Annotated in this window: 24 protein-coding genes, 1 tRNA gene and 1 pseudogene; 14 read left to right on the top strand and 12 right to left on the bottom strand. The window is 60.3% G+C overall.

Annotated features, from left to right (window positions below):
• Positions 1–74: 74 nt before the first annotated feature.
• Together FXO12_RS10855 and FXO12_RS10850 are read left to right on the top strand one after the other, a co-directional pair.
• Positions 75–656: a YceI family protein gene (locus tag FXO12_RS10855; protein ID WP_054898725.1), complete on the top strand. Its 582-nt coding sequence runs from the start codon at positions 75–77 to the stop codon at positions 654–656.
• A gap of 1 nt (position 657) precedes the next feature.
• A complete protein-coding gene (locus tag FXO12_RS10850; protein WP_057975649.1) occupies positions 658–1815 on the top strand; it encodes a phosphatidylserine/phosphatidylglycerophosphate/cardiolipin synthase family protein in 1158 nt (385 codons plus the stop codon).
• Between the two features lie 145 nt (positions 1816–1960).
• Here the strand turns inward: FXO12_RS10850 and bglX are convergent, their stop codons facing one another.
• Positions 1961–4252 (bottom strand): beta-glucosidase BglX, encoded by a 2292-nt coding sequence (gene bglX / locus FXO12_RS10845; protein ID WP_054898726.1) that lies wholly within the window; start codon positions 4250–4252, stop codon positions 1961–1963.
• A 241-nt stretch (positions 4253–4493) separates the two neighbouring features.
• Between bglX and FXO12_RS10840 the strand changes: the two genes are divergently transcribed.
• From FXO12_RS10840 to FXO12_RS10825, 4 genes are all read left to right on the top strand, one after another.
• Positions 4494–5105 (top strand): LemA family protein, encoded by a 612-nt coding sequence (locus tag FXO12_RS10840; protein ID WP_014717327.1) that lies wholly within the window; start codon positions 4494–4496, stop codon positions 5103–5105.
• Positions 5106–5123: 18 nt separating this feature from the next.
• The gene (locus tag FXO12_RS29285; RefSeq protein ID WP_054917592.1) at positions 5124–5852 is read left to right on the top strand and encodes a YgcG family protein; all 729 of its coding nucleotides are present in this window, start codon (positions 5124–5126) and stop codon (positions 5850–5852) included.
• 31 nt (positions 5853–5883) lie between these two features.
• Positions 5884–6501, top strand: a complete 618-nt coding sequence (locus tag FXO12_RS10830; protein WP_034126537.1) for a TPM domain-containing protein — start codon at positions 5884–5886, stop codon at positions 6499–6501.
• A 220-nt stretch (positions 6502–6721) separates the two neighbouring features.
• Positions 6722–7939, top strand: coding sequence for an SAM-dependent methyltransferase (locus tag FXO12_RS10825; RefSeq protein ID WP_034126538.1), 1218 nt, complete (start codon positions 6722–6724; stop codon positions 7937–7939).
• 101 nt (positions 7940–8040) lie between these two features.
• On the opposite strand, the gene FXO12_RS10820 is transcribed toward FXO12_RS10825, so the two are convergent.
• The 3 genes from FXO12_RS10820 to FXO12_RS10810 all read right to left on the bottom strand — a co-directional run bounded on the left by FXO12_RS10820 (position 8041) and on the right by FXO12_RS10810 (position 12225).
• Positions 8041–10593 carry a TonB-dependent receptor gene (locus tag FXO12_RS10820; protein WP_057975650.1) on the bottom strand — a complete coding sequence of 851 codons (2553 nt, stop codon included), beginning with the start codon at positions 10591–10593 and terminating at the stop codon, positions 8041–8043.
• Positions 10594–10720: 127 nt separating this feature from the next.
• Positions 10721–11689 carry a FecR domain-containing protein gene (locus tag FXO12_RS10815; protein ID WP_057975651.1) on the bottom strand — a complete coding sequence of 323 codons (969 nt, stop codon included), beginning with the start codon at positions 11687–11689 and terminating at the stop codon, positions 10721–10723.
• The gene (locus FXO12_RS10810) at positions 11686–12225 is read right to left on the bottom strand and encodes an RNA polymerase sigma factor (protein WP_034126541.1); all 540 of its coding nucleotides are present in this window, start codon (positions 12223–12225) and stop codon (positions 11686–11688) included. The genes FXO12_RS10815 and FXO12_RS10810 overlap by 4 nt, the downstream gene beginning before the upstream one ends.
• Before the next feature lie 168 nt (positions 12226–12393).
• Between FXO12_RS10810 and FXO12_RS10805 the strand changes: the two genes are divergently transcribed.
• On the top strand, positions 12394–12726 hold the full coding sequence (locus FXO12_RS10805; protein ID WP_034126542.1) for a YegP family protein: 333 nt from the start codon (positions 12394–12396) through the stop codon (positions 12724–12726).
• Positions 12727–12773: 47 nt separating this feature from the next.
• Here FXO12_RS10805 and FXO12_RS10800 read toward each other — a convergent pair whose 3' ends face one another.
• Together FXO12_RS10800 and FXO12_RS10795 are read right to left on the bottom strand one after the other, a co-directional pair.
• Entirely contained in the window at positions 12774–13652 is an 879-nt protein-coding gene (locus tag FXO12_RS10800) for a dihydrodipicolinate synthase family protein (RefSeq protein WP_057975652.1), read from the bottom strand.
• Positions 13653–13682: 30 nt separating this feature from the next.
• On the bottom strand, positions 13683–14465 hold the full coding sequence (locus FXO12_RS10795) for an aldolase (protein ID WP_034126544.1): 783 nt from the start codon (positions 14463–14465) through the stop codon (positions 13683–13685).
• Between the two features lie 160 nt (positions 14466–14625).
• Here FXO12_RS10795 and FXO12_RS10790 point away from each other — a divergent pair, with 160 nt between their 5' ends.
• Entirely contained in the window at positions 14626–15153 is a 528-nt protein-coding gene (locus FXO12_RS10790; protein ID WP_057975653.1) for a helix-turn-helix domain-containing protein, read from the top strand.
• Positions 15154–15275: 122 nt separating this feature from the next.
• Here FXO12_RS10790 and FXO12_RS10785 read toward each other — a convergent pair whose 3' ends face one another.
• A complete protein-coding gene (locus FXO12_RS10785; RefSeq protein WP_057975654.1) occupies positions 15276–16292 on the bottom strand; it encodes a DUF4917 family protein in 1017 nt (338 codons plus the stop codon).
• Between the two features lie 123 nt (positions 16293–16415).
• On the opposite strand from FXO12_RS10785, the gene yiaY reads away from it, so the two are divergent.
• Entirely contained in the window at positions 16416–17564 is a 1149-nt protein-coding gene (gene yiaY, locus FXO12_RS10780; protein ID WP_034126546.1) for an L-threonine dehydrogenase, read from the top strand.
• 86 nt (positions 17565–17650) lie between these two features.
• Positions 17651–18325 (top strand): NAD(P)H-binding protein, encoded by a 675-nt coding sequence (locus tag FXO12_RS10775; RefSeq protein WP_034126547.1) that lies wholly within the window; start codon positions 17651–17653, stop codon positions 18323–18325.
• Here FXO12_RS10775 and FXO12_RS10770 read toward each other — a convergent pair.
• Positions 18297–18773 (bottom strand): DMT family transporter, encoded by a 477-nt coding sequence (locus tag FXO12_RS10770; protein WP_057975655.1) that lies wholly within the window; start codon positions 18771–18773, stop codon positions 18297–18299. The two genes, FXO12_RS10775 and FXO12_RS10770, sit on opposite strands and share 29 nt — an antisense overlap.
• Positions 18774–18841: 68 nt before the next feature.
• On the opposite strand from FXO12_RS10770, the gene FXO12_RS10765 reads away from it, so the two are divergent.
• From FXO12_RS10765 to FXO12_RS10750, 4 genes are all read left to right on the top strand, one after another.
• Positions 18842–19768, top strand: a complete 927-nt coding sequence (locus FXO12_RS10765; protein ID WP_060772933.1) for a LysR family transcriptional regulator — start codon at positions 18842–18844, stop codon at positions 19766–19768.
• A gap of 15 nt (positions 19769–19783) precedes the next feature.
• Positions 19784–20200 (top strand): fosfomycin resistance glutathione transferase, encoded by a 417-nt coding sequence (gene fos / locus FXO12_RS10760; RefSeq protein ID WP_057975657.1) that lies wholly within the window; start codon positions 19784–19786, stop codon positions 20198–20200.
• A 46-nt stretch (positions 20201–20246) separates the two neighbouring features.
• Positions 20247–20888, top strand: coding sequence for a LysE family translocator (locus FXO12_RS10755; protein WP_034126551.1), 642 nt, complete (start codon positions 20247–20249; stop codon positions 20886–20888).
• A 119-nt stretch (positions 20889–21007) separates the two neighbouring features.
• Entirely contained in the window at positions 21008–21535 is a 528-nt protein-coding gene (locus FXO12_RS10750; protein ID WP_003189402.1) for a DUF4142 domain-containing protein, read from the top strand.
• A gap of 91 nt (positions 21536–21626) precedes the next feature.
• On the opposite strand, the gene FXO12_RS10745 is transcribed toward FXO12_RS10750, so the two are convergent.
• From FXO12_RS10745 to FXO12_RS10730, 4 genes and pseudogenes are all read right to left on the bottom strand, one after another.
• Positions 21627–22127 (bottom strand): methylated-DNA--[protein]-cysteine S-methyltransferase, encoded by a 501-nt coding sequence (locus FXO12_RS10745; protein WP_054917615.1) that lies wholly within the window; start codon positions 22125–22127, stop codon positions 21627–21629.
• 97 nt (positions 22128–22224) lie between these two features.
• Positions 22225–22557, bottom strand: a complete 333-nt coding sequence (locus FXO12_RS10740; protein WP_054898755.1) for a hypothetical protein — start codon at positions 22555–22557, stop codon at positions 22225–22227.
• Between the two features lie 85 nt (positions 22558–22642).
• Positions 22643–22758, bottom strand: a pseudogene (locus FXO12_RS10735) (type II toxin-antitoxin system HicB family antitoxin); the annotation flags it as partial.
• Between the two features lie 107 nt (positions 22759–22865).
• A tRNA-Gly gene (locus tag FXO12_RS10730) sits at positions 22866–22939 on the bottom strand.
• Positions 22940–23006 lie beyond the last annotated feature (67 nt).

Here is a 23006-nt window from a genome sequence, read left to right as displayed (position 1 = left end):
CTCCCACATTGAATTTGCGCCGGTTGTGAGATTGCGCTTAAGGTTCGCCCAGGTTTTTTGCCCCATGAGTCTTTATGTTCAATGTCAAACCTCTGGTCTTCGCGCTGCTGGCCTTTGCTGCTGTGCCCGCCCACGCCGATTGGTACCTGGATAACGAATCCTCGCGCCTGTCTTTCGTCACCACCAAAAACACCGAGATTGCCGAAGTCCAGCGTTTCCTGGTGCTGCACGGCAAAGTCGACGCCAAAGGCGCGGCTCGGCTGGAAGTGGAGCTGGACTCAATCAACAGCGGTATTCCGCTGCGCGACGAGCGCATGCGTAAAGAGCTGTTCGAGATCAAGACCTTCCCCGAAGCGCAGATCAGCGCACAGATCAATCTGCAGCCCATCAATGACCTGGCGTCCGGCGCGCAGTTGGAATTGCGCCTGCCCTTGAGCGTCACGCTGCACGGCAAGACCCAGACCTACAGCGCCGAACTGCTGGCCACGCGCCTGGATGAGCGGCGTTTCCAGGTGGTAACCCTGGAGCCCGTGGTGCTGCATGCCGAGGATTTCGACCTGGCGCCCGGTGTGGCTACCTTGCGTAAGGCGGCAGGGCTCAAATCGATCAGTTTGTCGGTGCCGGTGGGTGCGGTGCTGATCTTCACGGCGCGCTGACATGAGCGGCGCGGTGTTCCCGTGGCGCAGCGCCAATCAGTTCGAATTGCTGATCGACGGGCCGAATTTCTTCCCGCAGATGCTGGTGGGCATCGCCCGGGCCGAGCAGCAGGTTGACCTTGAGTTGTACCTGGTCGAAGCCGGGGCCTGCGCCGAGGCCATGGTGCAGGCGCTGGTACTGGCCGCCGAACGCGGCGTGCAGGTGCGTTGCCTGTTTGACGATTACGGCAGCCTGGCGTTTACCCTGGGGCTGCGCAAGCGCTTGACCGATGCCGGCGTGGCGCTGCGCTTTTACAACCGCCTGAATTGGCGGCGCTGGATGCGCAACCTGTACCGCGACCATCGAAAGCTACTGCTGATCGACCAGCGCATTGCGGTGGTCGGCGGCACCGGTGTCACCGACGAGTTCTGGACGCCGGGGCAAGACACCGCCGACTGGCATGAAGTGATGGTGCAGATCAGCGGCCCGCTGGTGCTGGACTGGCAGGCCCTGTTCGACCGGCAATGGCACGCTAACGCCGCGCGCCGTGAGTGGAAACCGGCTACCCACTTTGGTTTGCCTCGCTTGCCCAAGGTGCCCGCCACCGGGCCGGGGCTGGGCCGCGTGGCGTATGCCGATGCGCGTCAGCACCGTGACATCCTGCAATCGTTGATTCGTGCTTTGAACAGCAGCAAGGGGCGTATCTGGCTGGCGACCCCGTACTTCCTGCCAACCTGGAGCGTGCGCCGTGCCTTGCGCCGGGCGGCAGGGCGCGGTGTGGACGTACGTTTGCTGCTCACCGGCCCGCGCACCGATCACCCGTCGGTGCGTTACGCCGGGCACCGTTATTATCCGCGCCTGCTGCGTTCAGGCGTGCAGATCTTCGAATACCAGCCGTGTTTCCTGCACCTGAAGATGGTGCTGGTGGATGATTGGGTGAGCGTTGGCTCGTGCAATTTCGACCACTGGAATCTGCGCTTCAACCTGGAAGCCAACCTGGAAGCGCTGGACCCGCAGTTGACGGCAGCGGTGGTGGGCAGTTTCGAAGCGGACTTTGCCCAAAGCCAGGCGGTGAGCCTGGAGGCATGGAAGGCGCGGCCATTGTGGCGGCGGGTGAAGCAGCGGGTGTGGGGCTGGATTGATCGGTTGGTGGTGAACCTGCTGGATCGGCGCGGTTAGTCGGGCCACCTCAATCAACTGTGGGAGCTGGCGTGCCTGCGATAGCATCACCTCGGTACACCTGACAAACCGAGGTGCCTGTATCGCAGGCAAGCCAGCTCCCACAAAAGCCAGCTCCCACAGCGACCGTGTTTACAGCTTCAGATCAGAGCAGTTCGAAGGTTTGCTGCTGCACATCCTGGGAATCCAAGCCGATCTGCACATTGAACTCACCCGGTTCCGCCGCGAACTTGAGTTGGGCGTTGTAGAACTTCAAGTCGTCCTCGGTGATGGTGAAGTGCAGCGTGCGCGCTTCGCCAGCCTTGAGCATGACCTTCTGGAAATTCTTCAGCTCCTTGATCGGGCGGATCATCGAACCGGCCACGTCCTGGATATACAACTGCACAACCGTTTCGCCATCGACCTTGCCAGTGTTCTTCACGGTGACGCTGGCGTCGAGCTTGCCGGTCTTGTTCAGCGTGGTGGACGACAGCGCCATGTCCGACAGGCTGAACGTGGTGTAGCTCAGGCCATAGCCAAACGGAAACAGGGGGCCGGTGGTGTCATCGAAGTACTGCGAGGTGTAGTTGCCCGGCTTGCCTGGGGTGAATGGCCGGCCGATGGTCAGGTGGTTGTAGTAGGTCGGAATCTGCCCCACCGAACGAGGGAAGGTGATCGGCAGCTTGCCCGATGGGTTGTAGTCACCGAACAGCACGTCGGCGATGGCGTTGCCGCCTTCGGTACCTGCGAACCAGGTTTCCAGGATCGCGTCGGCCTGTTGGTTCTCTTCGAGAATCGACAGCGGACGGCCGTTCATCAACACCAGCACCAGCGGTTTGCCGGTGGCTTTGAGGGCCTTGATCAAGTCGCGCTGGCTTTGCGGGATGTTCAGATCGGTACGGCTCGACGATTCGTGGGACATGCCACGGGACTCGCCCACCGCGGCGACGATAACGTCGGCGTTGTTCGCCGCCTTCACCGCTTCATCAATCAGCACCTGGGCAGGGCGCGGGTCGTCCACCACTTCCGGGGCATCGAAGTTGAGGAAGTTGAGGTAGTCGAGCACCGCTTTGTCGCCGGTGATGTTGGCGCCACGGGCATAGATCACTTTGCCTTTTTCACCGATCACGGCGTTCATGCCGTCGAGCAGGGTCACCGATTGTGCAGGCCGGCCGGCAGCAGCCCAACTGCCCATCATGTCGATGGGTGCCTTGGCCAGCGGGCCGACAAGGGCAATGGTCGCGGATTTTTTCAGCGGCAGGGTATCGTTGTGGTTTTTCAGCAACACCAGGCTGCGGCGCGCAATGTCGCGGGCCTCGGCACGGTGCAGGCGGCTGTCGGCGTAGGTGTCGGCCGGGTCATCCTCGGCCTTGCCGATGCGCAGGTACGGGTCCTTGAACAGGCCCATGTCGTACTTGGCACCGAGCACTTCGCGCACGGCGTTGTCGATGTCGCTCTGCTGGATCTCGCCGGACTTGAGCAGCCCCGGCAATTCCTTGCCGTACAGCGAGTCGTTCATGCTCATGTCGATGCCGGCCTTGATCGCCAGCTTGGCGGCTTCACGCCCGTCCTTGGCCACGCCGTGCTTGATCAGCTCGACGATCGCACCGTGGTCGCTGACGGTCAGGCCCTTGAAGCCCCAGTCCTTGCGCAGCAGGTCGTTCATCAGCCAGGTGTTGGCGGTGGCAGGCACGCCGTTGATCGAGTTGAGCGCGACCATCACGCCGCCGGAGCCAGCCTTGATCGCCGCGTGGTAGGGCGGGAGGTAGTCCTGGTACATCTTGACCGGGCTCATGTCGACCACGTTGTAGTCGCGCCCGCCTTCCACCGCGCCGTAGAGGGCGAAGTGCTTGACGCTGGCCATGAGGCTGTCGGCATTCGCGGGGCTGGTGCCCTGGAACGCCTTGACCATCACTTCGGCAATGCGTGACACCAGGTAGGTGTCTTCACCGAAACCTTCGGAAGTGCGGCCCCAGCGCGGGTCGCGGGAGATATCGACCATTGGTGCAAACGTGATATCGAGGCTGTCGGCGGCGGCTTCCTGGGCGGCGATGCGCCCGGAGCGGCCAATGGCGTCCATGTCCCAGCTGGAGGCCAGGGCCAGGCTGATCGGGAAAATGGTGCGGTGGCCGTGGATCACGTCGTAGGCGAAGAACATGGGGATCTTCAAGCGGCTGCGCATGGCCGCGTCCTGCATCGGACGGTTTTCCGGGCGGGTGATGGAGTTGAACGTGCCGCCGATGCGGCCGGCGGCGATTTCCTTGCGGATCAGCTCGCGGGGCATTTCCGGGCCGATGCTGATCAGGCGCAATTGGCCGATCTTCTCATCCAGGGTCATTTGCTTGAGCAGGTCGCTGACGAAGGCGTCCTTGTCGTTAAGCGCAGCAGGCTTTGTTTCTGCCCATACGGGGTGGCTGGCCAGAGTGGCAACAAGGCCGAGCAAACACAGCTTTTTCATGAATATCCTTTTTCGGCGACTGCGCAGCATTCAGAGAGATGCTGTCGGCCAAAATGTGGGGAACGTCTATTGTTGTTCGGGTGTTGTTCAGATAAATGCAGCACACTCTGAACTCTTTTTCGCGCTGGGCATCTTTGTAGCTGATTGGCTCAAAGCATTCCAGTGGTGGCGGATTATGCCCCAAGCGCGTGGTTTATAGGGTTAGTCGTCACATTCCATCAGATCGGGCAGGAGAAACACTATGCAAGCAGCACACACTTATCGCTGGGGCTTCAAGGCTGCGGCGCTGTTACTGATCAGCAGCGTGCTGAGCGGTTGCGGCATCAACAACATCCCGACGCTGGACGAACAGGCCAAGGCCGCCTGGGGCCAGGTGCAGAACCAGTACCAGCGCCGTGCTGACCTGATCCCCAACCTGGTAGAAACGGTGAAGGCGTATGCCGCCCACGAGCAGGAAACCCTTACCGCGGTGATTGAAGCGCGGGCCAAGGCCACCTCGATCCAGGTGGATGCCAGCACCCTGGACAACCCCGAAAAACTCAAGCAGTTCCAGCAAGCCCAGGATGGCCTGAGCGGCGCACTCAGCCGTTTGATGGTGGTGTCCGAGCGTTACCCGGACCTGAAGGCCAACCAGAACTTCCTGGCCTTGCAATCGCAACTTGAAGGCACCGAGAACCGTATCGCTGTGTCTCGCCGTGACTTTATACAGGCCGTACAGGCTTACAACACTGAGATCCGCACCTTCCCGGGCCGCCTGTGGCACAGCGTGATGTACAGCGACTTGCCGATCCGCGCCACGTTTGAAGCCACCAGCGCCGATGCCGATAAAGCGCCGCAAGTGAAGTTCAAATAAGGCTGCACTGAGGTGTCGATGCGTTTATTACGGATAGGCCTGGCGCTGTGGCTGTTGGCCTGCGTGGGCGTGGCCCAGGCGGCGCTCACCTTCCCGGCGCTGACCGGGCGGGTGGTGGACAGCGCGCAGATGATCGACCCGGCGGTGCGCGAGCAACTGACCCAGCAACTGCAGGCGCTGGAGCAGACCTCGGGCGACCAGTTGGTGGTGGTCACCGTGCCCGACCTGCAAGGCGTGCCTATTGAGGACTACGGTTATCAATTGGGCCGCCAGTGGGGCATTGGCCAAAAGGGCAAGGACAACGGCGCGCTGTTGATCGTCTCCCGTGATGACCGCCAATTGCGCATCGAAGTCGGGTATGGCCTGGAAGGCGTGCTGACGGATGCGCAATCCTGGGTGATCATCAACCAGGTGATCCTGCCCAAGTTCAAGGCCGGCAATTTCAGCCAGGGCATCAGCGACGGTGTGGCCGCGATGATCCAGGTGGTGGGCGGTGAGCCCTTGGCGGTGCCGGCCCATGTGGCGGATGCGAACTTCGCCATGGATAATCCCGGTTTTTCCATCGGCCTGTTTATTCTGCTGATCGGCGTGCTGTGGCTGTGCAATCGCATGGGCTTGCCAGTGGGCGCTATCCTGCTGGCGATTCTCAACAGCAGCGGGCGCGGCGGCGGTGGGGGCGGCGGTGGCGGTGGTTTCCGCGGCGGCGGCGGTGGTTTTGGCGGTGGCGGGGCTTCGGGCAGCTGGTAATGACAATAACGAGAATAGAGCATCTACAACCATGGCATTACTGACTGAACACGAGCAGCGCCAAGTCGCCGAAGCGATCGCCCGGGTCGAGAAAACCACCGACGCGGAGTTGGTCACCGTACTGGCGGCGCGCGCCGACGACTACGCCTACATTCCGTTGCTGTGGGCGAGCTTGATCGCGTTGGTGGTGCCGGGTGTGGTGCATTACCTGTCGGGCTACCTGACCATGTACACCTTGCTGGTGGCGCAGTGGGCGACGTTCATTGTGCTGTGCCTGGTGTTCCGCTTGCCCAAGGTCACTACTCGGCTGATCCCGCGTTCGGTACGCCACTGGCGTGCGTCCAACCTGGCGCGGCGGCAGTTTCTGGAGCAGAACCTGCACCACACGGTGGGCAGCACCGGGGTGCTGATTTTTGTCAGCGAGGCCGAGCGTTATGTGGAGATCCTGGTGGATGACGGGATTTCCAAGCGCCTGGATGACAGCAATTGGGACGCTATTGTCCAGGCGTTTACCCAGCAAGTTAAACAGGGGCAGACGCTGGCCGGGTTCATCGCCTGCGTTGAAGCCTGTGGCGAGTTGCTCAAGGTGCATGTGCCCGTTACCCAAACCCGCAACGAACTGCCCAATCGCCTGGTTGTACTCGAATAACTGCTTTTTTGTAGGAGCGAGCTTGCTCGCGAAAAACTCATCGACGCCGCGTTCATTCAGGACACCCGCGTTATCGTTGACGTTTTTCGCGAGCAAGCTCGCTCCTACACAAGGCAGCATCCTTATTCGGGTTGATTGACCGTTGATCAAATAACCCCGTGCCCTGAACCCCCATCCCGCCTAAAATGCCCGGCATTCTTTACCCGAGGCGTTTTTGTTCATGTCCGTCACCGCTCAACCTGCCCGCCCTGCGCCGGATCATCATGCCCAGTTCATCGAACTGTTGAGCGCAAGCTTGGCCCAGAACGCTTTTATCAAGCTGGTGCTGGCCAAGTACGTCGGTGAGGAAGCCGAGTTGCAGCGGCTGATCATCAAGCCGGTGGTGGTCAAGGAGCAGCCTTGCCTGTCGTTCGTCTATCGCTACAAGACCCGCGACATCACCAAGAACTTCCCCTTGGCCGACGGCGTGGCGGCGATCGCCGAGCTGTTGCCCAGCTCGTTCAAGAACGCGCACTTGCTGGCGCTGACCGACGAAGCCCAGTTGGAATACAGCAAGAAGAACAAAAGTTCGCTGTTCAAAAGCAAACCGCAGCAACTGCGCGAAGCGCCTTCAGCCGAGCATAACCGTGAAAAAAATCGCTTCCTCGACCTGAGCCGGCCGTTCCTCTCCGACCTGGGCGTGACCGACGCCAAGCAGGCGCTGATCCCCTCGATGTCGCGCAAGTGGAAGCAGATCAACAAGTTCATCGAAGTGTTCAGCCATGCGCTGACGTCGTCGCCGTTGCAACTCGACCGCCCGGTGCGTGTCGCCGATTTCGGCTCGGGCAAGGGTTACCTGACCTTCGCTATTCACGATTACCTGCGCAATACCCTCAAGGCCGAGGGCGAGGTCACCGGTGTCGAGTTGCGTGAAGACATGGTCACCCTCTGCAACAGCGCCGCTGCGCGCCTGGAGCATCCGGGGCTGGTGTTCAAATGCGGCGATGTACGCAGCGTGGCGCCCAGTGAGCTGGACGTGATGATTGCCTTGCATGCCTGCGACATCGCCACCGACTACGCGATCCACACCGGCATCCGTTCCGGTGCGTCGATCATCATGTGCTCGCCGTGCTGCCACAAACAGATCCGCCTGCAGATCCAGAGCCCGGCGTTGCTCAAGCCGATGCTGCAATACGGCCTGCACCTGGGCCAGCAGGCGGAAATGGTCACCGACAGCCTGCGCGCATTGTTCCTTGAAGCCTGTGGCTATGAGACCAAGGTGTTCGAGTTCATCTCGCTGGAACACACCAACAAGAACAAGATGATCCTGGCGGTCAAACGTGCCGAGCCTGTGGACAACGCGCAGCTATTGGCAAAAATCCAGGAGCTCAAGGCGTTTTATCACATCACCGAGCACTGCCTGGAAACCCTGTTGCGCGGGGATGGCTACCTGGCCTGAAATGGGCGCGGTTCCCTGTGGGAGCTGGCTTGCCTGCGATGACCATGGTGGCTGCACCACCGCTATCGCAGGCAAGCCAGCTCCCACAGTTGGGTGTGTGCTTAGAAGAACCGCGTCACGCTGATCTTCGCATCACGCCCCTTGGTGTACGCCCGGTCGCCGCTCAAGGCCGGGCGGAAGTTTTTGTTGAACAGGTTGTCCACCGTGAAGTTCACCTCGGTGCCTTTGAGATATGCCTGCTGTGGTGCCCATTTGGCGAACAGGCCCTGGGTGTTGTAGCGCTTGTTGCCGTACTGGTCGTAGAACACATCGCCGATGCTGGAGCCCGGGCCGCCAGAGTATTTGTCGCTGGGCAGGCGGTCGGTGGCGCCGATGAATTGGCTCATCCAGCCCACCTGGGCATCCCAGGCCGGGATGTGAGTGCCCAGTACCAGCACCCATTTGGTCGGCGGAATATCCCGCGCGGCCACGTCCGGGCCCCAGGGATTGGTGTAGGCGCCTTGGTGCTGGCCCTTGGCATAGGCGAACGACACCGAGCCAAACAGGTAGGTGGAGTTGTAGATCGATTCGAGCTCAACGCCCTTGATGGTCAGGCTGCCGATATTGCGGTAGTTGGACATCGGCCCAGGCGGGCAAGCTGAAGCGATGCTGCCGCCATTGACAGCCTGGTTCTGGCAACCCACGCCGGTGGCCTTGAAGATCTCGTCTTCGACTTTGTTGTGAAACAGGGTGGTGCGCAGTTGCAAGTTGTCGTCCTGGGCGAGCAGGTTATCGAAGCTGGTGATGTTGCCCAGGGTGATCGAGGTGATGCGCTCCGGGTCCAGGTCGACGCTGGTGGCGGTGCGACTGCCCACGCCCTGCACTTCGTATTGTTCGTCGATCACCGGGGCGCGCCAGGTCTGGCTCCAGTTGGCGAACAGCCCCACACTCGGCGTCACGGTCCAGAATAGCGCCAGGCGTGGCGACCAGCCAGTGTAGGTGCGGTCGCTGTAGTCGTGACCCACTGCCGGGTTGTTGTAGTAGGGCGCATCGTTGCCTTCGCCGCGGTTGCGCACATGGTCATAGCGCAGCGACGGCGTGATCGTCACGTCGCCCAACGTCACCGCGTCCTGGATAAAGAAGCTGTTGGTATCGACTTTGCCGTGGGGCATAAAGCCCGGCTGAAAGTGCCCGTAGTTGTAGCGCGGCGTGTTGTAGGTGGCGCCGGGCATCCACATCTCGGTTTCGCGGGTGTGCTTGCGGATTTGCCCGCCGACCGTCACGGCATGCTGCAAGGGGCCGGTTTCAAACAGGCTGACGTTACGGATATCCAGGAGCTTGTCGGTGTAGGCGGTGTCCATCTTGCGCCCGCCGGTGGCCAACTGGAAAAACGCCGTGGCGTCACGCTCATCGGTCTGTTCGGTGTTGGACTGGGAATACTTGATGGTCAAGTCCACCAGCGGGTTGTCCAGCGGCTGGTATTCATACTTGCCCGACCAGGTGGTGTCGACCGTGTCACGGTGGGCGAGGAAGCGCTTCAACGCGCCTTCGTAGCCGTAGCGGTCGATGTTGAACTGGGTCGGTGGCGTGGGGTAGCTGGCGGCGGAAAACGGGGTCCAGCGGTTGCTGTGGGAGCGCGAGTACGACAGCCCGACACTGTGCTCATCGGTAAAGTGCGCGTTGACCTTGAACAGCTTGCCGTCCACATCCTGGGCGCTGTTGGGCAAGCGCTGGGGGTTGATTGGGTACTCATTGTTGTCGTTGGGCAATTTGGCGGCCACCTTCATATCGCCGCCGTCGCGTTGGGTCAGGTAGGCCAGCGCATCGAAACGGCCGTCGTCGGTACGGCCATAGATGGCACTGCTGTAGACCTGTTCATGGTCGTTGCTGGAGTAGCCATATTTGAGCATCGCACCGCTGTTGCGGCCATCCTTGAGCAGGTCCGGAGCGTCCTTGGTGACCATGTTGACCGTGCCGCCGAAGCCGCCATTACCGGTGAACGGCGAGTTGGGGCCTTTTTCCACTTCAATGCGCTTGATCAGCTCGGGCTCGATAAACACCGTGCCTTGCTGGTAACGCTCAAAGCCTGTCTTGGTGGCACCGTCAACGGTCAGCGGCACGTCTTCGGCATCGCCGAAACCACGGATGTTGATGGTCTGGCCGCCGGGCTTCAGCGAGCCGCCCTGGCTGACACCGGGCAAGGTCTGCAACAGGCTGGGAATGTTATTGGACTGGTAACGGTCGATGTCGGCCTGGGTCAGGGTGGAGCGGTTGACGGTGCTGGCGTTTACCTCATTGCCGGTACCGATCACGCTCAGGGTGTCCAACTGGATCGCGCCACCGGTGGTGGTTTTGCCCTCGTCGGGGCGCACCACATAGGTACTGCCGACCTTGATCAGGTTGAGCTCACCGTTTTTGAGCAGGGAACGGATGGCCACTTCCGGGGTGTAGTTACCGTCAAGCGCTGGGGCCTGCACGTTCTTGAGCAGGGTTTCATCGAACAGCAGCTGGATTTTCGCTTGCTGGGCCACCTGGCTCAGGGACGTGGCCAGCGACTGGGCCGGCAGGTGCAGCTTGAGCGATTCGGCTTCGGCGCTGAGGCTCAAGGCCAGGCACGTAGCCATGAGTGTCGGTCGAAGAAACAGGTGCGAAGCGTGGCAAGGCGCGCGAAACATGAAATCCCCCGGAGCGGCTAAATAGCCAAAAAGGTGTGCGTATCAAACACAGACAGGAGGAAGACGGGGCAGGCAAAAAAAACCACACATGCGAATGCAAAATATTCTCATGTGTGGTTTCTGCCGTTTATTTGCTCGGCTCGATTCTCATGATGCCATCCGCCGAAAGCACGGTTTTCACTGGCAACAGCGCGGGCAAGGCGTTGAGCAGGGCGTCCGGGTCGCTCACATCAAGGTTGCCCGACACCTTGAGCTGCGCGACGGCCTTGCTGACCTGCAACGGCGCCTGTGGACGGTAGAGGCTCAGTTCGTCGATCAGGCTGGCCAGCTCTCGATTGCGAAACGACAAATGCCCGCTGCGCCAATCGGCGATCTCTTCGGCGCTGAGGCTTTGCGATTGCACGGTGCCTTTGGCGTAGTTGTATGAGGCCCGTTGCTGGGCGCCGAGCAGGGTGACGGGGCTTTCGCCATTTGGCGCGAAAGCGACCTGGCCATGGGCAACGCTGACCACCAATTGCTGCTGCCCACGGCGCACATCGAAAGCCGTGCCCACCACCCGTACGCTCGACTCGCCGGCCTGCACGTAGAGGGGGCGTTCCTTGTCGGCGGCCACTTCGATGTACAGCTGGCCTTTGTCCAGATGCAGCACCCGTTGATGGGCGCTGAAGTCCACGCGGATATGGGTGTTGGCATTCACATACAAGGTACTGCCATCTGGCAGATTCAAAGTGCGCATGCCCTTGGCATGGGTGGCAACCTGGTTGTGATACAGCTCGCGCGGTGCGCCGATAGAGGTCGCCAGCACGGCGCAGAGCAGAGCAGCCGCCATCGCCAGGGCAGGGCGCCAAAGGCTGGGCTTGCGCTTGGGCAGTGCCAACGGTTTGTTCAATTGTTGCAACTGGGCGAGGTCGGCCCACAGCTGTTCGAATTCGGCATAGGCGCGCGCATGCGCGGGCACCGCCTGCCAGTCGGCAAAGGCTTTACGGTCGGCGCGGCTTGCTTCGTTGCGGTTGCGTGCAAACCAACTGGCGGCTTGGGCGTCGATGCAATCGCTCGCTTGGCTGTCCAGCGCGTCTGTGTCGCTCGGGCGGTTCATTCTGGCTGCTCCGTGCCGGGGGCGGGTTGAAGGCGGCGCTTGCAGTGCAGCAGGGCAAAGGCGATGTGCTTTTCCACCATGCTGGTGGATATGCCCATGCGCGTTGCTATCTGCGCCTGGCTCAAGCCTTCGAAGCGGTGCAGCATAAGGGCTTCTCGTCGGCGCGGCGAGAGTTCGGCAAGGACTTCTTTCAACTGTTCCAGGCGTTGCAGGCGAAGGGCGGCGGCCATGGGGTCGTTGTGCTCGTCGGTGACCGGCTCGGCATCCATTTCGGCGTGATCAGGGTGGACGGTTTGCCGTACCTTCTGTTTGCGCCAGTGATCGCGCAGCAGGTTGCGCGCCATCTGGAACAGAAACGCCCGTGGCTGCTCGACCTTGGCACGGTCGCGGTAGCCCAGCCATTGGGTAAACACATCCTGGGCCATGTCCGCCGCGTCGCTGGCGTTGTCCGTGCGTTTACGAAGGAAATACAGAATGTCTGCATAAAACCCGCGACAGGCATCGGCCGCCGACGGGTCGGGCTGGGGACGAGACATGGATACCCTTCTTGACGAAGTACGACGTGGAAAAGTCGCGAATGATATCGAGAATTATTGTCATTTGTCTCCAGCTAAATAGATCTCCCGTGTTTGGCTGGAAAAAATTGGGGCATGGCCTTTAATCCTACAAGTTTGGGAGCGATATCCCACTCAAAGGAGAAAGTCATGGCTGGATGGTATGAGTTGAGTAAAAGCAGTAACGGGCAGTTTCGTTTCGTGCTTAAGGCGGCGAACGCAGAAACCATATTGACCAGCGAGCTTTACACCACCCGCGGTGCTACTGAAGCCGGCATTGCTTCAGTGCAGACAAACAGCCCACATGATGAACGTTATGAGAAAAAAGTGGCCAGCAACGGCCAACCGTTCTTCAACCTCAAGGCGGCCAATCATCAAGTGATCGGCAGCAGTGAGCAGTACACCTCTACAGCCGCACGAGACAATGGCATTGCCAGCGTCAAGACCAATGGTCCCAGTGTCACTATCAAGGACAAGACCTGACAGTTGTGCAAGAAGACCTGCACCCGGCTCGCGAGAGCCGGGCGTTTTTATACCGATGACAGCAACGCTTTGAGCTGTCCGATCCCTGCCTCACCCAACGGGAACACCGGCAAGCGCGGATTACCCACCTCCAACCCGGTCAAGCGCAACCCGGCCTTGATCGTCGCCGGCAGCCCGCCTTTGAGGATGAATTGCAGCAATGGCAACTGTCGGTAGAACAGCTCCCGCGCCTTGCTCAAATCATCGGCCAGTACGGCCTGATACAAGCTCAGGTTCAGTTGCGGGATCAGGTTCGGCGCCGCGGTGCACCAGCCTTTGGCGCCAGCCGCGAAGGCTTCCAGCGCCAGCGGGTTGCAACCGTTGTAGAACGGCACGTCACTCTGCAGTTTCAACTGGTGCATGCGCTGGATGTCGCCAGTGCTCTCCTTGACCATGGTCACGTTCTCGACCTGCTTGAGGATACGCAGGATCAGCTCCACCGACATGTCGGTGCCGCTGGTGGCCGGGTTGTTGTAGAGCATGATCGGCACGCCGATGCTGTCGCCGATGGCGGCGTAGTGAGCGAGGATTTCCGCGTCACTGAGTTTCCAGTACGAGGCCGGCAGCACCATGACCACATCGGCGCCGTGCTCTTCGGCGTAGCGGGCGCGGCGCACGGCCTTGGCGGTGGTCAGGTCGGACACGCTGACAATGGTCGGCACGCGCTTGGCGACTTTCTTGATGCTGTAGGCGCTGACTTCATCCCACTCGGCATCGCTCAGGTAAGCGCCTTCGCCCGTGCTGCCCAAGGGCGCAATGGCGTGGACGCCGCTGTTGATCAAGCGGTCGATGGAGCGCCCGAGGGCGTCGAGGTCAACGCGCTGGCCGTCGGCGCTGAAGGGCGTGATGGTGTAGCCGATGATGCCGTGAATGGTTGGGTTGGACATGGGGGAAACTCCGGTCGAAAAGGGGGGCAATCAGTTCAGGCAATCGGCGTGCTTGCGCAGGTTTTGCCGGGCGTAATAGTTGAACGCGGCGCCGTGGCGTTTGGGTTTGGAGATCCAGTCGTGGGCCTCGCGCCCCAGCTCCGGCAGGATCGGTTTGACGGTACCAGCAGACATCGCCAGCAACTGCAACTTGGCAGCCCGTTCGATCAACTGCGCAATCACGCAGGCTTCTTCGATGCTGGCCCCAGTGGACAACTGGCCGTGGTGCGAGAGCAGAATGGCGCGCTTGTCGCCCAGGGCCGCGGTGATGATTTCCCCTTCTTCATTGCCCACCGGTACGCCGGGCCAGGCCTCCAGGAACGCGCAATCTTCGTACAGCGGGCAAAGGTCCATGTGCGACACCTGCAACGGCACTTCCAGCATCGACAGCGCGGCAATGTGCGTGGGGTGTGTGTGGATGATGCAGTTTACATCCGGGCGGCCGCGGTACACCCAGGTGTGAAAACGGTTGGCGGGGTTGGGAATGCCATGGCCTTCCAGTACTTCGAGGTCTTCGTTGACCAGCAACAGATTGCTGGCCGTGATTTCGTCAAAACCCAGGCCCAGTTGCTGGGTGTAGTAGGTGCCGGGCGTCGGCCCACGTGCGGTGATCTGCCCGGCCAGGCCGGAGTCGTGGCCGTACTCGAACAGGATTCGGCAGGTCAGCGCCAGCTTTTGCCGGTCGGTCCACGTATTATCTGCCAGGCTGTTTTGCATCTGGCTCAGTGCTTGCTTGACCAGTTGGTCTTTTGGGAGTGCTAATGTCTTGGCCATATCGGTGTCCTTTGGGTGGTTCAATGGACGTCGGATTTGCTGATCGCCCGCTGCTCGCAAGGTCGTTGGGTGAATGCAAATGACACTAAAGATGCTATATGACACTTTGTGTCATTGGCAAGCCTGTCTCATCGCTTTCTGCAGGGATTAACCGCAGCACATGTCTATCCGCTTGAAAATATTAAGAAAAAAACTTGGCGTGACCCTGGAGGCCTTGGCCGAAAAATCCGGGATGACCAAGAGTTACCTGTCGAAAGTCGAACGCGGGCTTAATACGCCATCCATCGCTGCGGCGTTGAAACTTGCCAAGGCGTTGAACGTGAAGGTCGAAGAACTGTTCAGCGAAGACAACGTCAGCCTCGACAGCTACAGCCTGGTGCGTAGCCATGAGCGGCCCGACACCTCGCCGGGTTATGCGGTGCTGGCCCATCAAGTCAGCGAGCGCAGCCTGCTGCCGTTCATCATTTATCCGCCGGCGGAGTTCACCGACAAGACCTTCAAGGAGCACCTGGGGGAGGAGTTTTTATTCGTGCATGAAGGCCAGGTTGAGGTGGATTTCATGAACGAGCGCGTGCTGTTGGCGCGCGGTGATGCGCTGCATTTCAACGCGCAGAAACCCCACCGGATTCGCTCGGTGGGAGAGGTGCGGGCGCAGTTGCTGGTGGTGGTGCACAGCGCTGAGGAGTGAGACTGAGCCCGACTTGAAATGCATTCAATGTGGGAGCTGGCTTGCCTGCGATAGCGGTTTATCGGTGCCCAATCTGTCGCTGACCCACCGCCATCGCAGGCAAGCCAGCTCCCACATTTTGCTCAGCGTTCTACAGGGACGGACAATGCCGGATTGCCCAGTGGGTGCGTACGCGCGGTAAAGAACCTCAGTTCCACATTAGAGCCCTCGAACAGCTCCATATACCGCCGCTTCTGCTGACGAACAAACCCATCACTGCGCCCCGACACCGAGATCGCCAGGGTGCTGATGCGGGCCTGGCCGATAGCTTCTACCAGGTGTTTATCCTGCGGCCCCAAGTCATGCCCGAAGATGCACAGCGCGCCTTCATGGCTCAACAGCTGTTCGTAACAGAACGACAGATAATCCGAACTGCGGATACTTTTGAGTTTCTCCTGCACCTTGCCTTCACTGACAAACAGCGGCACCTCGTCGAGGGTCTTGATCGTGTTGTTGATGGCAAAACTGCTGAGCAGGGTGCTGTCGGTGGACGGCAATTTGCGCGCCGTGCCGTCGAGGTTGCGCACCAGGTGCAGGCCTCCGTGCAGGTACAGGATGCGGGTGATGTCGGTGCGCGTATTGCGCAGGTCGAAGCTTGAGTCGGCGCTGCGAAACAGGTCGTCGATACCCGGTGCGTGCAGGGTCGCCCAGTAGTTGAGCAAATCGTAGTTACTGGTGAAGACGGTGGCGTAGGTGGCCAGCTCCGCGTTGATCGTCGCCAGCGTCGACGGTTGCACCAGGCGCCAGGGAATGTGCACGGCATGGATGGTGTTGATCAGTGCTTCCTTGATCGCGTAGTAACGGTTACGCGGCGCCGCCGAGCTGACCGCCAGGGCCTTGTTGACCCGGCTGGTGGTTTTCAAGGCGCCCAGGGCTTGCTCGAAACTGCGGGTTTGCAAGGCGTCGAACACGCTGAGTTCGGAGGCGCTCAGGGGTTTTTCTTCGACGGTACGGGCGTTTTCGAACAGCGAGTCGTAGGCAAAGTCTTCCCAGATCGTGCGGCTGGCGCCGTTGCCGATCAGAATCCCGCTGAAGTCGACGGCAGCGCGCAGGGCGCTCCAGTCTTCAAGGTGGGCGTCAATATCCTGGAAATCCTTCATTGCGGCGGGTCTACTCGAAATCGGCTGGGGGGTGACTTTATCACGAGCCGGCATTGATCCTGATCAAGATGCGCCACGCGGTACAGGTTGATTCTGTCGGCATAAAGCCTTTGAGGATTGATCATGAGCAGCACGTTCTTTATCCCCGCCGTCAACATCATGGGCATCGATTGCCTCGACGAAGCGATGACCGCCATCCGCAACTACGGCTTTGGCAAGGCGTTGATCGTCACCGACGTCGGCCTGGCCAAAGCCGGTGTGGCCGGCATGATCGCCGAGAAGCTGGCGATGCAGGATATCGACTCGGTGATCTACGACGGCGCCAAGCCCAACCCCAGCGTGGAAAACGTCGAAAAAGGCCTGGCGTTACTGCAACAGAGCGCCTGTGATTTCGTCGTGTCCCTGGGCGGCGGTTCGCCCCATGACTGCGCCAAGGGCATTGCCCTGTGCGCCACCAACGGTGGGCGTATCGGCGACTATGAAGGCGTGGACCGATCGAGCAAGCCGCAACTGCCGCTGGTAGCCATCAATACCACCGCTGGCACGGCCAGCGAGATGACGCGTTTTTGTATCATCACCGACGAAAGCCGCCACGTAAAAATGGCCATCGTCGACCGCAATGTCACGCCGTTGCTGTCGGTCAACGACCCGGCCCTGATGGTCGGCATGCCCCAGGGCCTCACCGCCGCCACGGGCATGGATGCGCTGACCCACGCCATCGAAGCTTACGTGTCCACCGCTGCGACTCCGATTACCGACGCCTGCGCGATCAAGGCCATCGAATTGATCAGCGCCAACCTGCGCCTGGCGGTCCGCGACGGCACTGACAAGGCCGCACGGGAAAACATGGCCTACGCGCAATTCCTCGCTGGCATGGCCTTCAACAATGCATCCCTGGGTTTCGTGCATGCCATGGCCCACCAATTGGGCGGCTTGTACGACCTGCCCCATGGCGTGTGCAACGCGGTGCTATTGCCCCATGTACAAAGCTTCAATGCCAGTGTCTGCGCCAAACGCCTGAGCGACGTGGGCCGGGCCCTTGGTGCAGATATCAAGGGCATCACCGCCGAGGAGGGCGCCCAGGCTGCCATCGCGGCGATTCGTCGGTTGTCCCAGGACGTGGAAATCCCTGCGGGCTTGCGTGAGCTTGGCGCTAAGTTGCAGGACATTCCGTTGCTGGCCAGCAATGCGTTGAAAGATGCCTGCGGGCTGACCAACCCACGGCGGGCGGACCAGCGTCAGATTGAGGAGATCTTTCGTAGCGCTTTTTGATAGGGGCAGCCTTTGGCAGCACGCGGTAAGCTACACGCTCAATGCATTCAAGCATCAAGCGTGCGGCGTGCCGCTGAGGTCACTTCATGAGAGTTCTGTTATTCGGCGCCACCGGCATGGTGGGCCAGGGTGTGCTGCGCGAGTGCCTGCTGGCGGCCGATGTGCAGGAAGTGGTGGCCGTCGGCCGCACGCCCTTGACCCAAGAGCACGACAAGCTGCATCAGGTGTTGCACAACGACATGCTGGATTTTCAGCCCCTGGAAAACCTGTTGCAGGGTTTTGATGCATGTTTCTTCTGCCTGGGTGTTTCGTCGGCGGGCATGAAGGAGGCGCGCTATACCCACCTCACCTATGACCTGACCCTCGTGGCGGCCAGCACCCTGGCGCGGCTCAATCCGCAGATGACCTTTATCTATGTGTCCGGCGCCGGCACGGACAGTTCCGAAGCCGGCAAGTCGATGTGGGCGCGGGTCAAGGGCAAGACCGAAAATGCCTTGCTGCGCTTGCCGTTCAAGGCGGTGTATCTGTTCCGCCCCGGGATCATCCAGCCGTTGCACGGTGTGCGTTCGAAGACGCCGTTGTACCAATCCTTCTACAGCGTGCTTGGGCCGGTGCTTTCGTTTGTGCGGCGACTGAAACCGGATTGGGTGGTGAGCACCGAGACCGTCGGCCGTGCGATGTTGCAGGCGGCCAGCCAAGGCGCGCCGCAGCCCGTGGTGGAGCAGGCCCAGATCAATCGCCTGGCGGCTGAGCGCCGCTGAGCTGAATCAGCGCAACGCCGCTGATCAGCAGTAACGCGCCCAACGCCCGGGAGGTTGTCAACTGACGTTCCACCAGGCCGAACAGGCCGAAATGGTCCAGCAGCAACGACGCGAGAATCTGCCCGGCCATGGCCAGCGCAATGAAGCCCGATGCGCCGAGCTTGGGCAGCAGCATCAACGCCAATGAAATAAAACACACGCCAAAGGCACCACCGGCCCACATCCACAACGGTGCCTTGCTGATAAACGCCATGTTCGGCAGAGGTAAACGTAGCGCCACAATCACCGGCAGCAGCACGATGATGCTCACCAGTAACGACGCCAGGGTGGCCCACAACGGATGGCCGAGCCCGCGCCCGAGGTTGGCGTTGATCGCACTCTGAAACGGCACTACCGCGCCGGCTAACACCGCCAGCGCTAACAAACCTACCCAATGCAACACAGTCATCTCGACGCTCCCAAAGGTTTTGCTGGACTCTAGGGTATTCGTCGCGCAAATTTAAATTCCAAATTCTTATGCTGGACATGCAGTTGATGAATGATCTGCGCCGCGTCGACCTTAACCTGCTGGTGATCCTCGACGCCTTGCTCAGCGAGCAACACGTCACCCGCGCCGCCGAGCGCCTGCACCTGAGCCAGCCGGCGGTCAGCCATGCGTTGGCACGGCTGCGCGATATGCTGGGCGACCCGCTGCTGATGCGTCAGGGCGGCACACTCGTGCCAACCGCCCGCGCCCTGGAATTGGCGGCGCCATTGACCGAAGCTCTGGCCCAGGTGCAGGCATTACTGGCGCCGAATCGTTTTGATCCCGCCTCGGCCAAGCGCCGCTTTCGCGTGGCGATGTCGGACTACAGCGCGGCGATATTCCTGCCCGGCCTGGTTCGCGTCCTACGCCATGAAGCGCCCGGTATCGACTTGCAGATCATCCAGGCCAGCCGCGAAGGCATGGTTGAGGGTGTGCTCAATGGCGATCTCGATCTGGCTGCGGGCGTATTCCCCGACATGCCCGCCGAACTGCGGACTACGCCGCTGTTCGAAGAGCATTACACCTGCCTGGTCGACCCCACCAGCCTTGCGCCCAACGGAGTGCTGGACCTGCCGACATATCTGTCACGCCCCCATGTGCTGCTGGAGATGCGCGGCAGCGGCACGCCAGAAATCGAACGGGCGCTGACGGCCATTCGTGAACGCCGCCATGTAGCTATAAGCCTACCGCACTGGGGTGTGGCGCCGCAGTTGATCCAGGGCACGGACCTGATTTTGACGGTCTCGTCCCGTGGTTTAATGAATATCGACGCTCGGCAATTGCTGGCCGTGCCACCGCCGTTTCATATTCCGTCGTTTGCCTTTGAGCTGGCCTGGCATACGCGGCGGGGTGGGGATGTGGGGTTGCAGTGGTTGATTGGCAGGGTGGTGGGTGTATTGTCCGCAGACCCACGATAACGCGAGAACACCTAGATGCTCAGCGGTTTCAACCACCTGACCCTGGCCGTCACCGATGTGCCGCGCAGCGTCAGTTTCTATCACGACTTGCTGCGCCTGCAGCTCGACGCAACCTGGGATAACGGTGCTTACCTCTCACTGCCTGGGCTTTGGCTGTGCCTGTCGCTGGACCCGTTGCGCTCGGCTGCTCCGGCGATGGATTACACCCACTATGCCTTCACTGTCGATGCTGCTGATTTCACTGCCTTGGTCGAACGCCTGCGCGCCGCCGGCGTACAGGAGTGGCGAGACAACCGCAGTGAAGGCGCATCGTTTTATTTTCTCGATCCCGACGGCCATAAGCTGGAGGCTCATGTCGGCGATCTGGCCTCGCGGCTGCAAGCCTGTCGCGCCCGGCCCTATGCTGGAATGAAGTTTTACCCACCGCGCTGAAACATGCAAAATCGTTCACCTTCAAGCGTCTGTCGGAGCGTCTACCATGACCCCATCCTTGCTGTTCGCCGTACTGGCGTCGGGTTTTATCTACGGCATTACCCCTGGCCCCGGTGTCCTGGCCGTATTCGGCATCGGTGCGGCCCGTGGCCGGCGTGCCGGGGCAGGATTCTTGTGCGGTCATTTGCTCGGCGATGTGGTGTGGTGCAGCACGGCGCTGATTGCCATCGTCGGTGCGCGAGAAGTCGGCAGCAGTGCCTTTGATGTGCTCGGCGTACTCAGCGGGGTGTATTTATTCTGGCTCGGCTGGCGTGCGATCCGCACCCAGCGCCGCAATAGCGATGCCCCTCAGGGCGCGGCGCGCCATCCGTTCTGGCACGGTATTCTGTTTGGCTTGACCAACCCCAAGGCCTACCCGGTCGCCGTGGCGACGTTCACCGCGTTGCTGTCCAGCCGGGCCGAGTTGTTGACTTGGTCGATGCTGCCGACCTTGATTCTGTTGAGCTTTATCGGTGGCTTGCTGGCCTACGCGATCCTGATTGGCGTGGTGGGTGCCCAACGGGTGCGCACGCTGTATCAACGCCATGAAATCCTGATCACCAAGCTCTGCGGCGTGATGTTTATCGGCTTCGCCCTCAATGCCCTGGCGCACGCATTGCCGGGCCTGTTCGGCAGCAAAGCGGCCTGAGGCGACGACGACCGTTCGTCGCCCAGGTAAGTTTTTTCTAAACCTTTACCGTCCTGAAAATTCGAATTCAGGGCGGGTTGTATGCTCCCGCGCCTATTTTTGCCCTGGAGGAACCCATCATGAGCCGCATGGCTATCCGGTTACGCACCGCCAGTTTCGCGATGCTGCTGGGCCTCGGCGCCAGCAATGCTTTCGCCCAGTCGCCTGCAGAATTCATCGAGCAGGCTTCGGCCAAAGGCATGGCCGATATCGAAACCAGTCGCATGGCCCACGCCAAGACCTCGTCCCAGGAAATCAAGGACTACACCATTGAGGTCATCAACGAGCGCACGCTGGCCAACCAGCACTTGGCGGCGATCGCCAAGAAGCTTGATTTGCCAGTGGCCCCACGGGAGAAGATCGTTGATAAAGCCGAAACCCTGATGCCTGAACTCAAGGACGGCGATTCGTTTGACGCTGCCTATACCGCGCAGCAGGTCAAGGAAAACGAAGACGCCATCGCCCTGTTCCAGAAGGAAGGCGCGGCGTCGGATGTGCCAGAGATAAAGGCACTGGTGGATGAGACGCTACCCAAGCTTGAAGAGCGCTTGCAAAAAGCCCGGGCCCTGGCGTCGACCTACGGTAAGGGCCATCAAGGCGACGGTTGAGGCCGCTGCCCGATCTGAAAAACGGCGGTGGGAGGGGACTCCCACCGCCGTTTTCATGCCGGGTTTTAGACGGGGTATGGGTCAATGCCGCCTATAACGCCAGTTCCGTCTGACCTGTGCCTTCAAGTGCGAGTAAATACTGCTTGGCTGCCAACCCGCCCGCGAACCCGGTCAGTCCGCCCGAGGCGCCGATCACCCGGTGACATGGCGCAATGATTGAAATGGGGTTGCGCCCATTCGCGGCGCCGACGGCGCGCACGGCTTTGGGGTTGCCGATCTGCTGTGCGATCTGGCTATAGCTGCGGGTTTCGCCGAAGGGAATGGTCAGCAGTGCTTGCCAGACTTGCTTCTGGAAGTCAGTGCCGGTGAAGTCCAGTTCCAGTTCAAACTGGTTACGCTTCCCGGCGAAGTATTCCTGCAGTTGGCGCTCGGTTTCCAAGAGCACTGGGCTGTCGTCGGCTTCGATCAATTCACCCAGGCGCACACGATTGGCACGTTCCACTTCCCAGAGGATGGCGTTGAGTTTGCCATCCCGCGCCACCAGGGTGAGTTCACCGACAGGGGAAGGCATGAGCTTGTACTGGTAGGCCATGAGCAGTTTCCTTGAAGGGCGTTGATGGGGACGACGCCACTGTAGTTCCACCAAGGGGGCTGGGAACTACGTTTCTTGCGGTCAAATTCTTGCCCAACTAGACATTCCAGTAAACCCAGTTGGAATAATAGGGGTACCAGTAGAGCCAGGCGATAATGTAAAGGGCCTTGAGTACGGACGCTGTACTTAACATGACCATAGAAATGACGTTGAGCAGGGTGACAAACAAAGCGAACACAGCCACGCGTGGGGTTGCGTGACGCCAGGCAAACCTCACGCCATACGCTGAGGAGGCAATCACTCCTGACTCCAGCAATAATCCGAGGGGGAAGGGCAGCCGTACAAACGAGACCAGCAGCGGCAAAACCAACACCCAGCCGGCTACTTGGCACAGGATGATTTTGGGTGTGGCTTTTTTGGTGTCCAGCATTGCCATGTTTCCGAACTCTGGGCCGATGAGCCTACATTATCGTGAGGTGTTGCCGGTCTTCCTGTAAGACTTTGCTTGGGCGTACCTATCGCTCCTGCTGTAATACTTTTCGCGCTGCGAATGCCAGAAACCCCGAGCAGCTTTTTCCTGTGGATGATTCAACACGTATTCAACGATGCGATTCAACAGATAGCCGAGCAGCAGATGAGTGCTGGAGACTAAATTTTAGGCATAAAAAAACCGGTCACCAAGGACCGGTTTTTTGTGCAGCCTCCGCCAGAAACCCCTGACGCAAGTGCAAATCTGAGTGGAGCGGGTAGAGGGAATCGAACCCTCAACTAAAGCTTGGGAAGCTTTCGTTTTGCCACTAAACTATACCCGCTCAGAGCGGCTGACTTTGTACCAGATGTTCAGCTGGATTTGAAGTTTTTCTTTGAAAAATGTGAGAG

Source organism: Pseudomonas sp. J380 (genome assembly GCF_009827115.1).
Lineage (GTDB): Bacteria > Pseudomonadota > Gammaproteobacteria > Pseudomonadales > Pseudomonadaceae > Aquipseudomonas > Aquipseudomonas paracarnis.
This window is presented reverse-complemented; position numbering and strand designations above follow the sequence as displayed.

Excerpts from the sequence above, each read along its gene's own strand:
- FXO12_RS10855 (WP_054898725.1), top strand. The coding sequence starts at position 75 with ATGTTCAATGTCAAACCTCTGGTCTTCGCGCTGCTGGCCTTTGCTGCT.
- FXO12_RS10850 (WP_057975649.1), top strand. The coding sequence starts at position 658 with ATGAGCGGCGCGGTGTTCCCGTGGCGCAGCGCCAATCAGTTCGAATTG.
- bglX (WP_054898726.1), bottom strand. The coding sequence starts at position 4,252 with ATGAAAAAGCTGTGTTTGCTCGGCCTTGTTGCCACTCTGGCCAGCCAC.
- FXO12_RS10840 (WP_014717327.1), top strand. The coding sequence starts at position 4,494 with ATGCAAGCAGCACACACTTATCGCTGGGGCTTCAAGGCTGCGGCGCTG.
- FXO12_RS29285 (WP_054917592.1), top strand. The coding sequence starts at position 5,124 with ATGCGTTTATTACGGATAGGCCTGGCGCTGTGGCTGTTGGCCTGCGTG.
- FXO12_RS10830 (WP_034126537.1), top strand. The coding sequence starts at position 5,884 with ATGGCATTACTGACTGAACACGAGCAGCGCCAAGTCGCCGAAGCGATC.
- FXO12_RS10825 (WP_034126538.1), top strand. The coding sequence starts at position 6,722 with ATGTCCGTCACCGCTCAACCTGCCCGCCCTGCGCCGGATCATCATGCC.
- FXO12_RS10820 (WP_057975650.1), bottom strand. The coding sequence starts at position 10,593 with ATGTTTCGCGCGCCTTGCCACGCTTCGCACCTGTTTCTTCGACCGACA.
- FXO12_RS10815 (WP_057975651.1), bottom strand. The coding sequence starts at position 11,689 with ATGAACCGCCCGAGCGACACAGACGCGCTGGACAGCCAAGCGAGCGAT.
- FXO12_RS10810 (WP_034126541.1), bottom strand. The coding sequence starts at position 12,225 with ATGTCTCGTCCCCAGCCCGACCCGTCGGCGGCCGATGCCTGTCGCGGG.
- FXO12_RS10805 (WP_034126542.1), top strand. The coding sequence starts at position 12,394 with ATGGCTGGATGGTATGAGTTGAGTAAAAGCAGTAACGGGCAGTTTCGT.
- FXO12_RS10800 (WP_057975652.1), bottom strand. The coding sequence starts at position 13,652 with ATGTCCAACCCAACCATTCACGGCATCATCGGCTACACCATCACGCCC.
- FXO12_RS10795 (WP_034126544.1), bottom strand. The coding sequence starts at position 14,465 with ATGGCCAAGACATTAGCACTCCCAAAAGACCAACTGGTCAAGCAAGCA.
- FXO12_RS10790 (WP_057975653.1), top strand. The coding sequence starts at position 14,626 with ATGTCTATCCGCTTGAAAATATTAAGAAAAAAACTTGGCGTGACCCTG.
- FXO12_RS10785 (WP_057975654.1), bottom strand. The coding sequence starts at position 16,292 with ATGAAGGATTTCCAGGATATTGACGCCCACCTTGAAGACTGGAGCGCC.
- yiaY (WP_034126546.1), top strand. The coding sequence starts at position 16,416 with ATGAGCAGCACGTTCTTTATCCCCGCCGTCAACATCATGGGCATCGAT.
- FXO12_RS10775 (WP_034126547.1), top strand. The coding sequence starts at position 17,651 with ATGAGAGTTCTGTTATTCGGCGCCACCGGCATGGTGGGCCAGGGTGTG.
- FXO12_RS10770 (WP_057975655.1), bottom strand. The coding sequence starts at position 18,773 with ATGACTGTGTTGCATTGGGTAGGTTTGTTAGCGCTGGCGGTGTTAGCC.
- FXO12_RS10765 (WP_060772933.1), top strand. The coding sequence starts at position 18,842 with ATGCTGGACATGCAGTTGATGAATGATCTGCGCCGCGTCGACCTTAAC.
- fos (WP_057975657.1), top strand. The coding sequence starts at position 19,784 with ATGCTCAGCGGTTTCAACCACCTGACCCTGGCCGTCACCGATGTGCCG.
- FXO12_RS10755 (WP_034126551.1), top strand. The coding sequence starts at position 20,247 with ATGACCCCATCCTTGCTGTTCGCCGTACTGGCGTCGGGTTTTATCTAC.
- FXO12_RS10750 (WP_003189402.1), top strand. The coding sequence starts at position 21,008 with ATGAGCCGCATGGCTATCCGGTTACGCACCGCCAGTTTCGCGATGCTG.
- FXO12_RS10745 (WP_054917615.1), bottom strand. The coding sequence starts at position 22,127 with ATGGCCTACCAGTACAAGCTCATGCCTTCCCCTGTCGGTGAACTCACC.
- FXO12_RS10740 (WP_054898755.1), bottom strand. The coding sequence starts at position 22,557 with ATGCTGGACACCAAAAAAGCCACACCCAAAATCATCCTGTGCCAAGTA.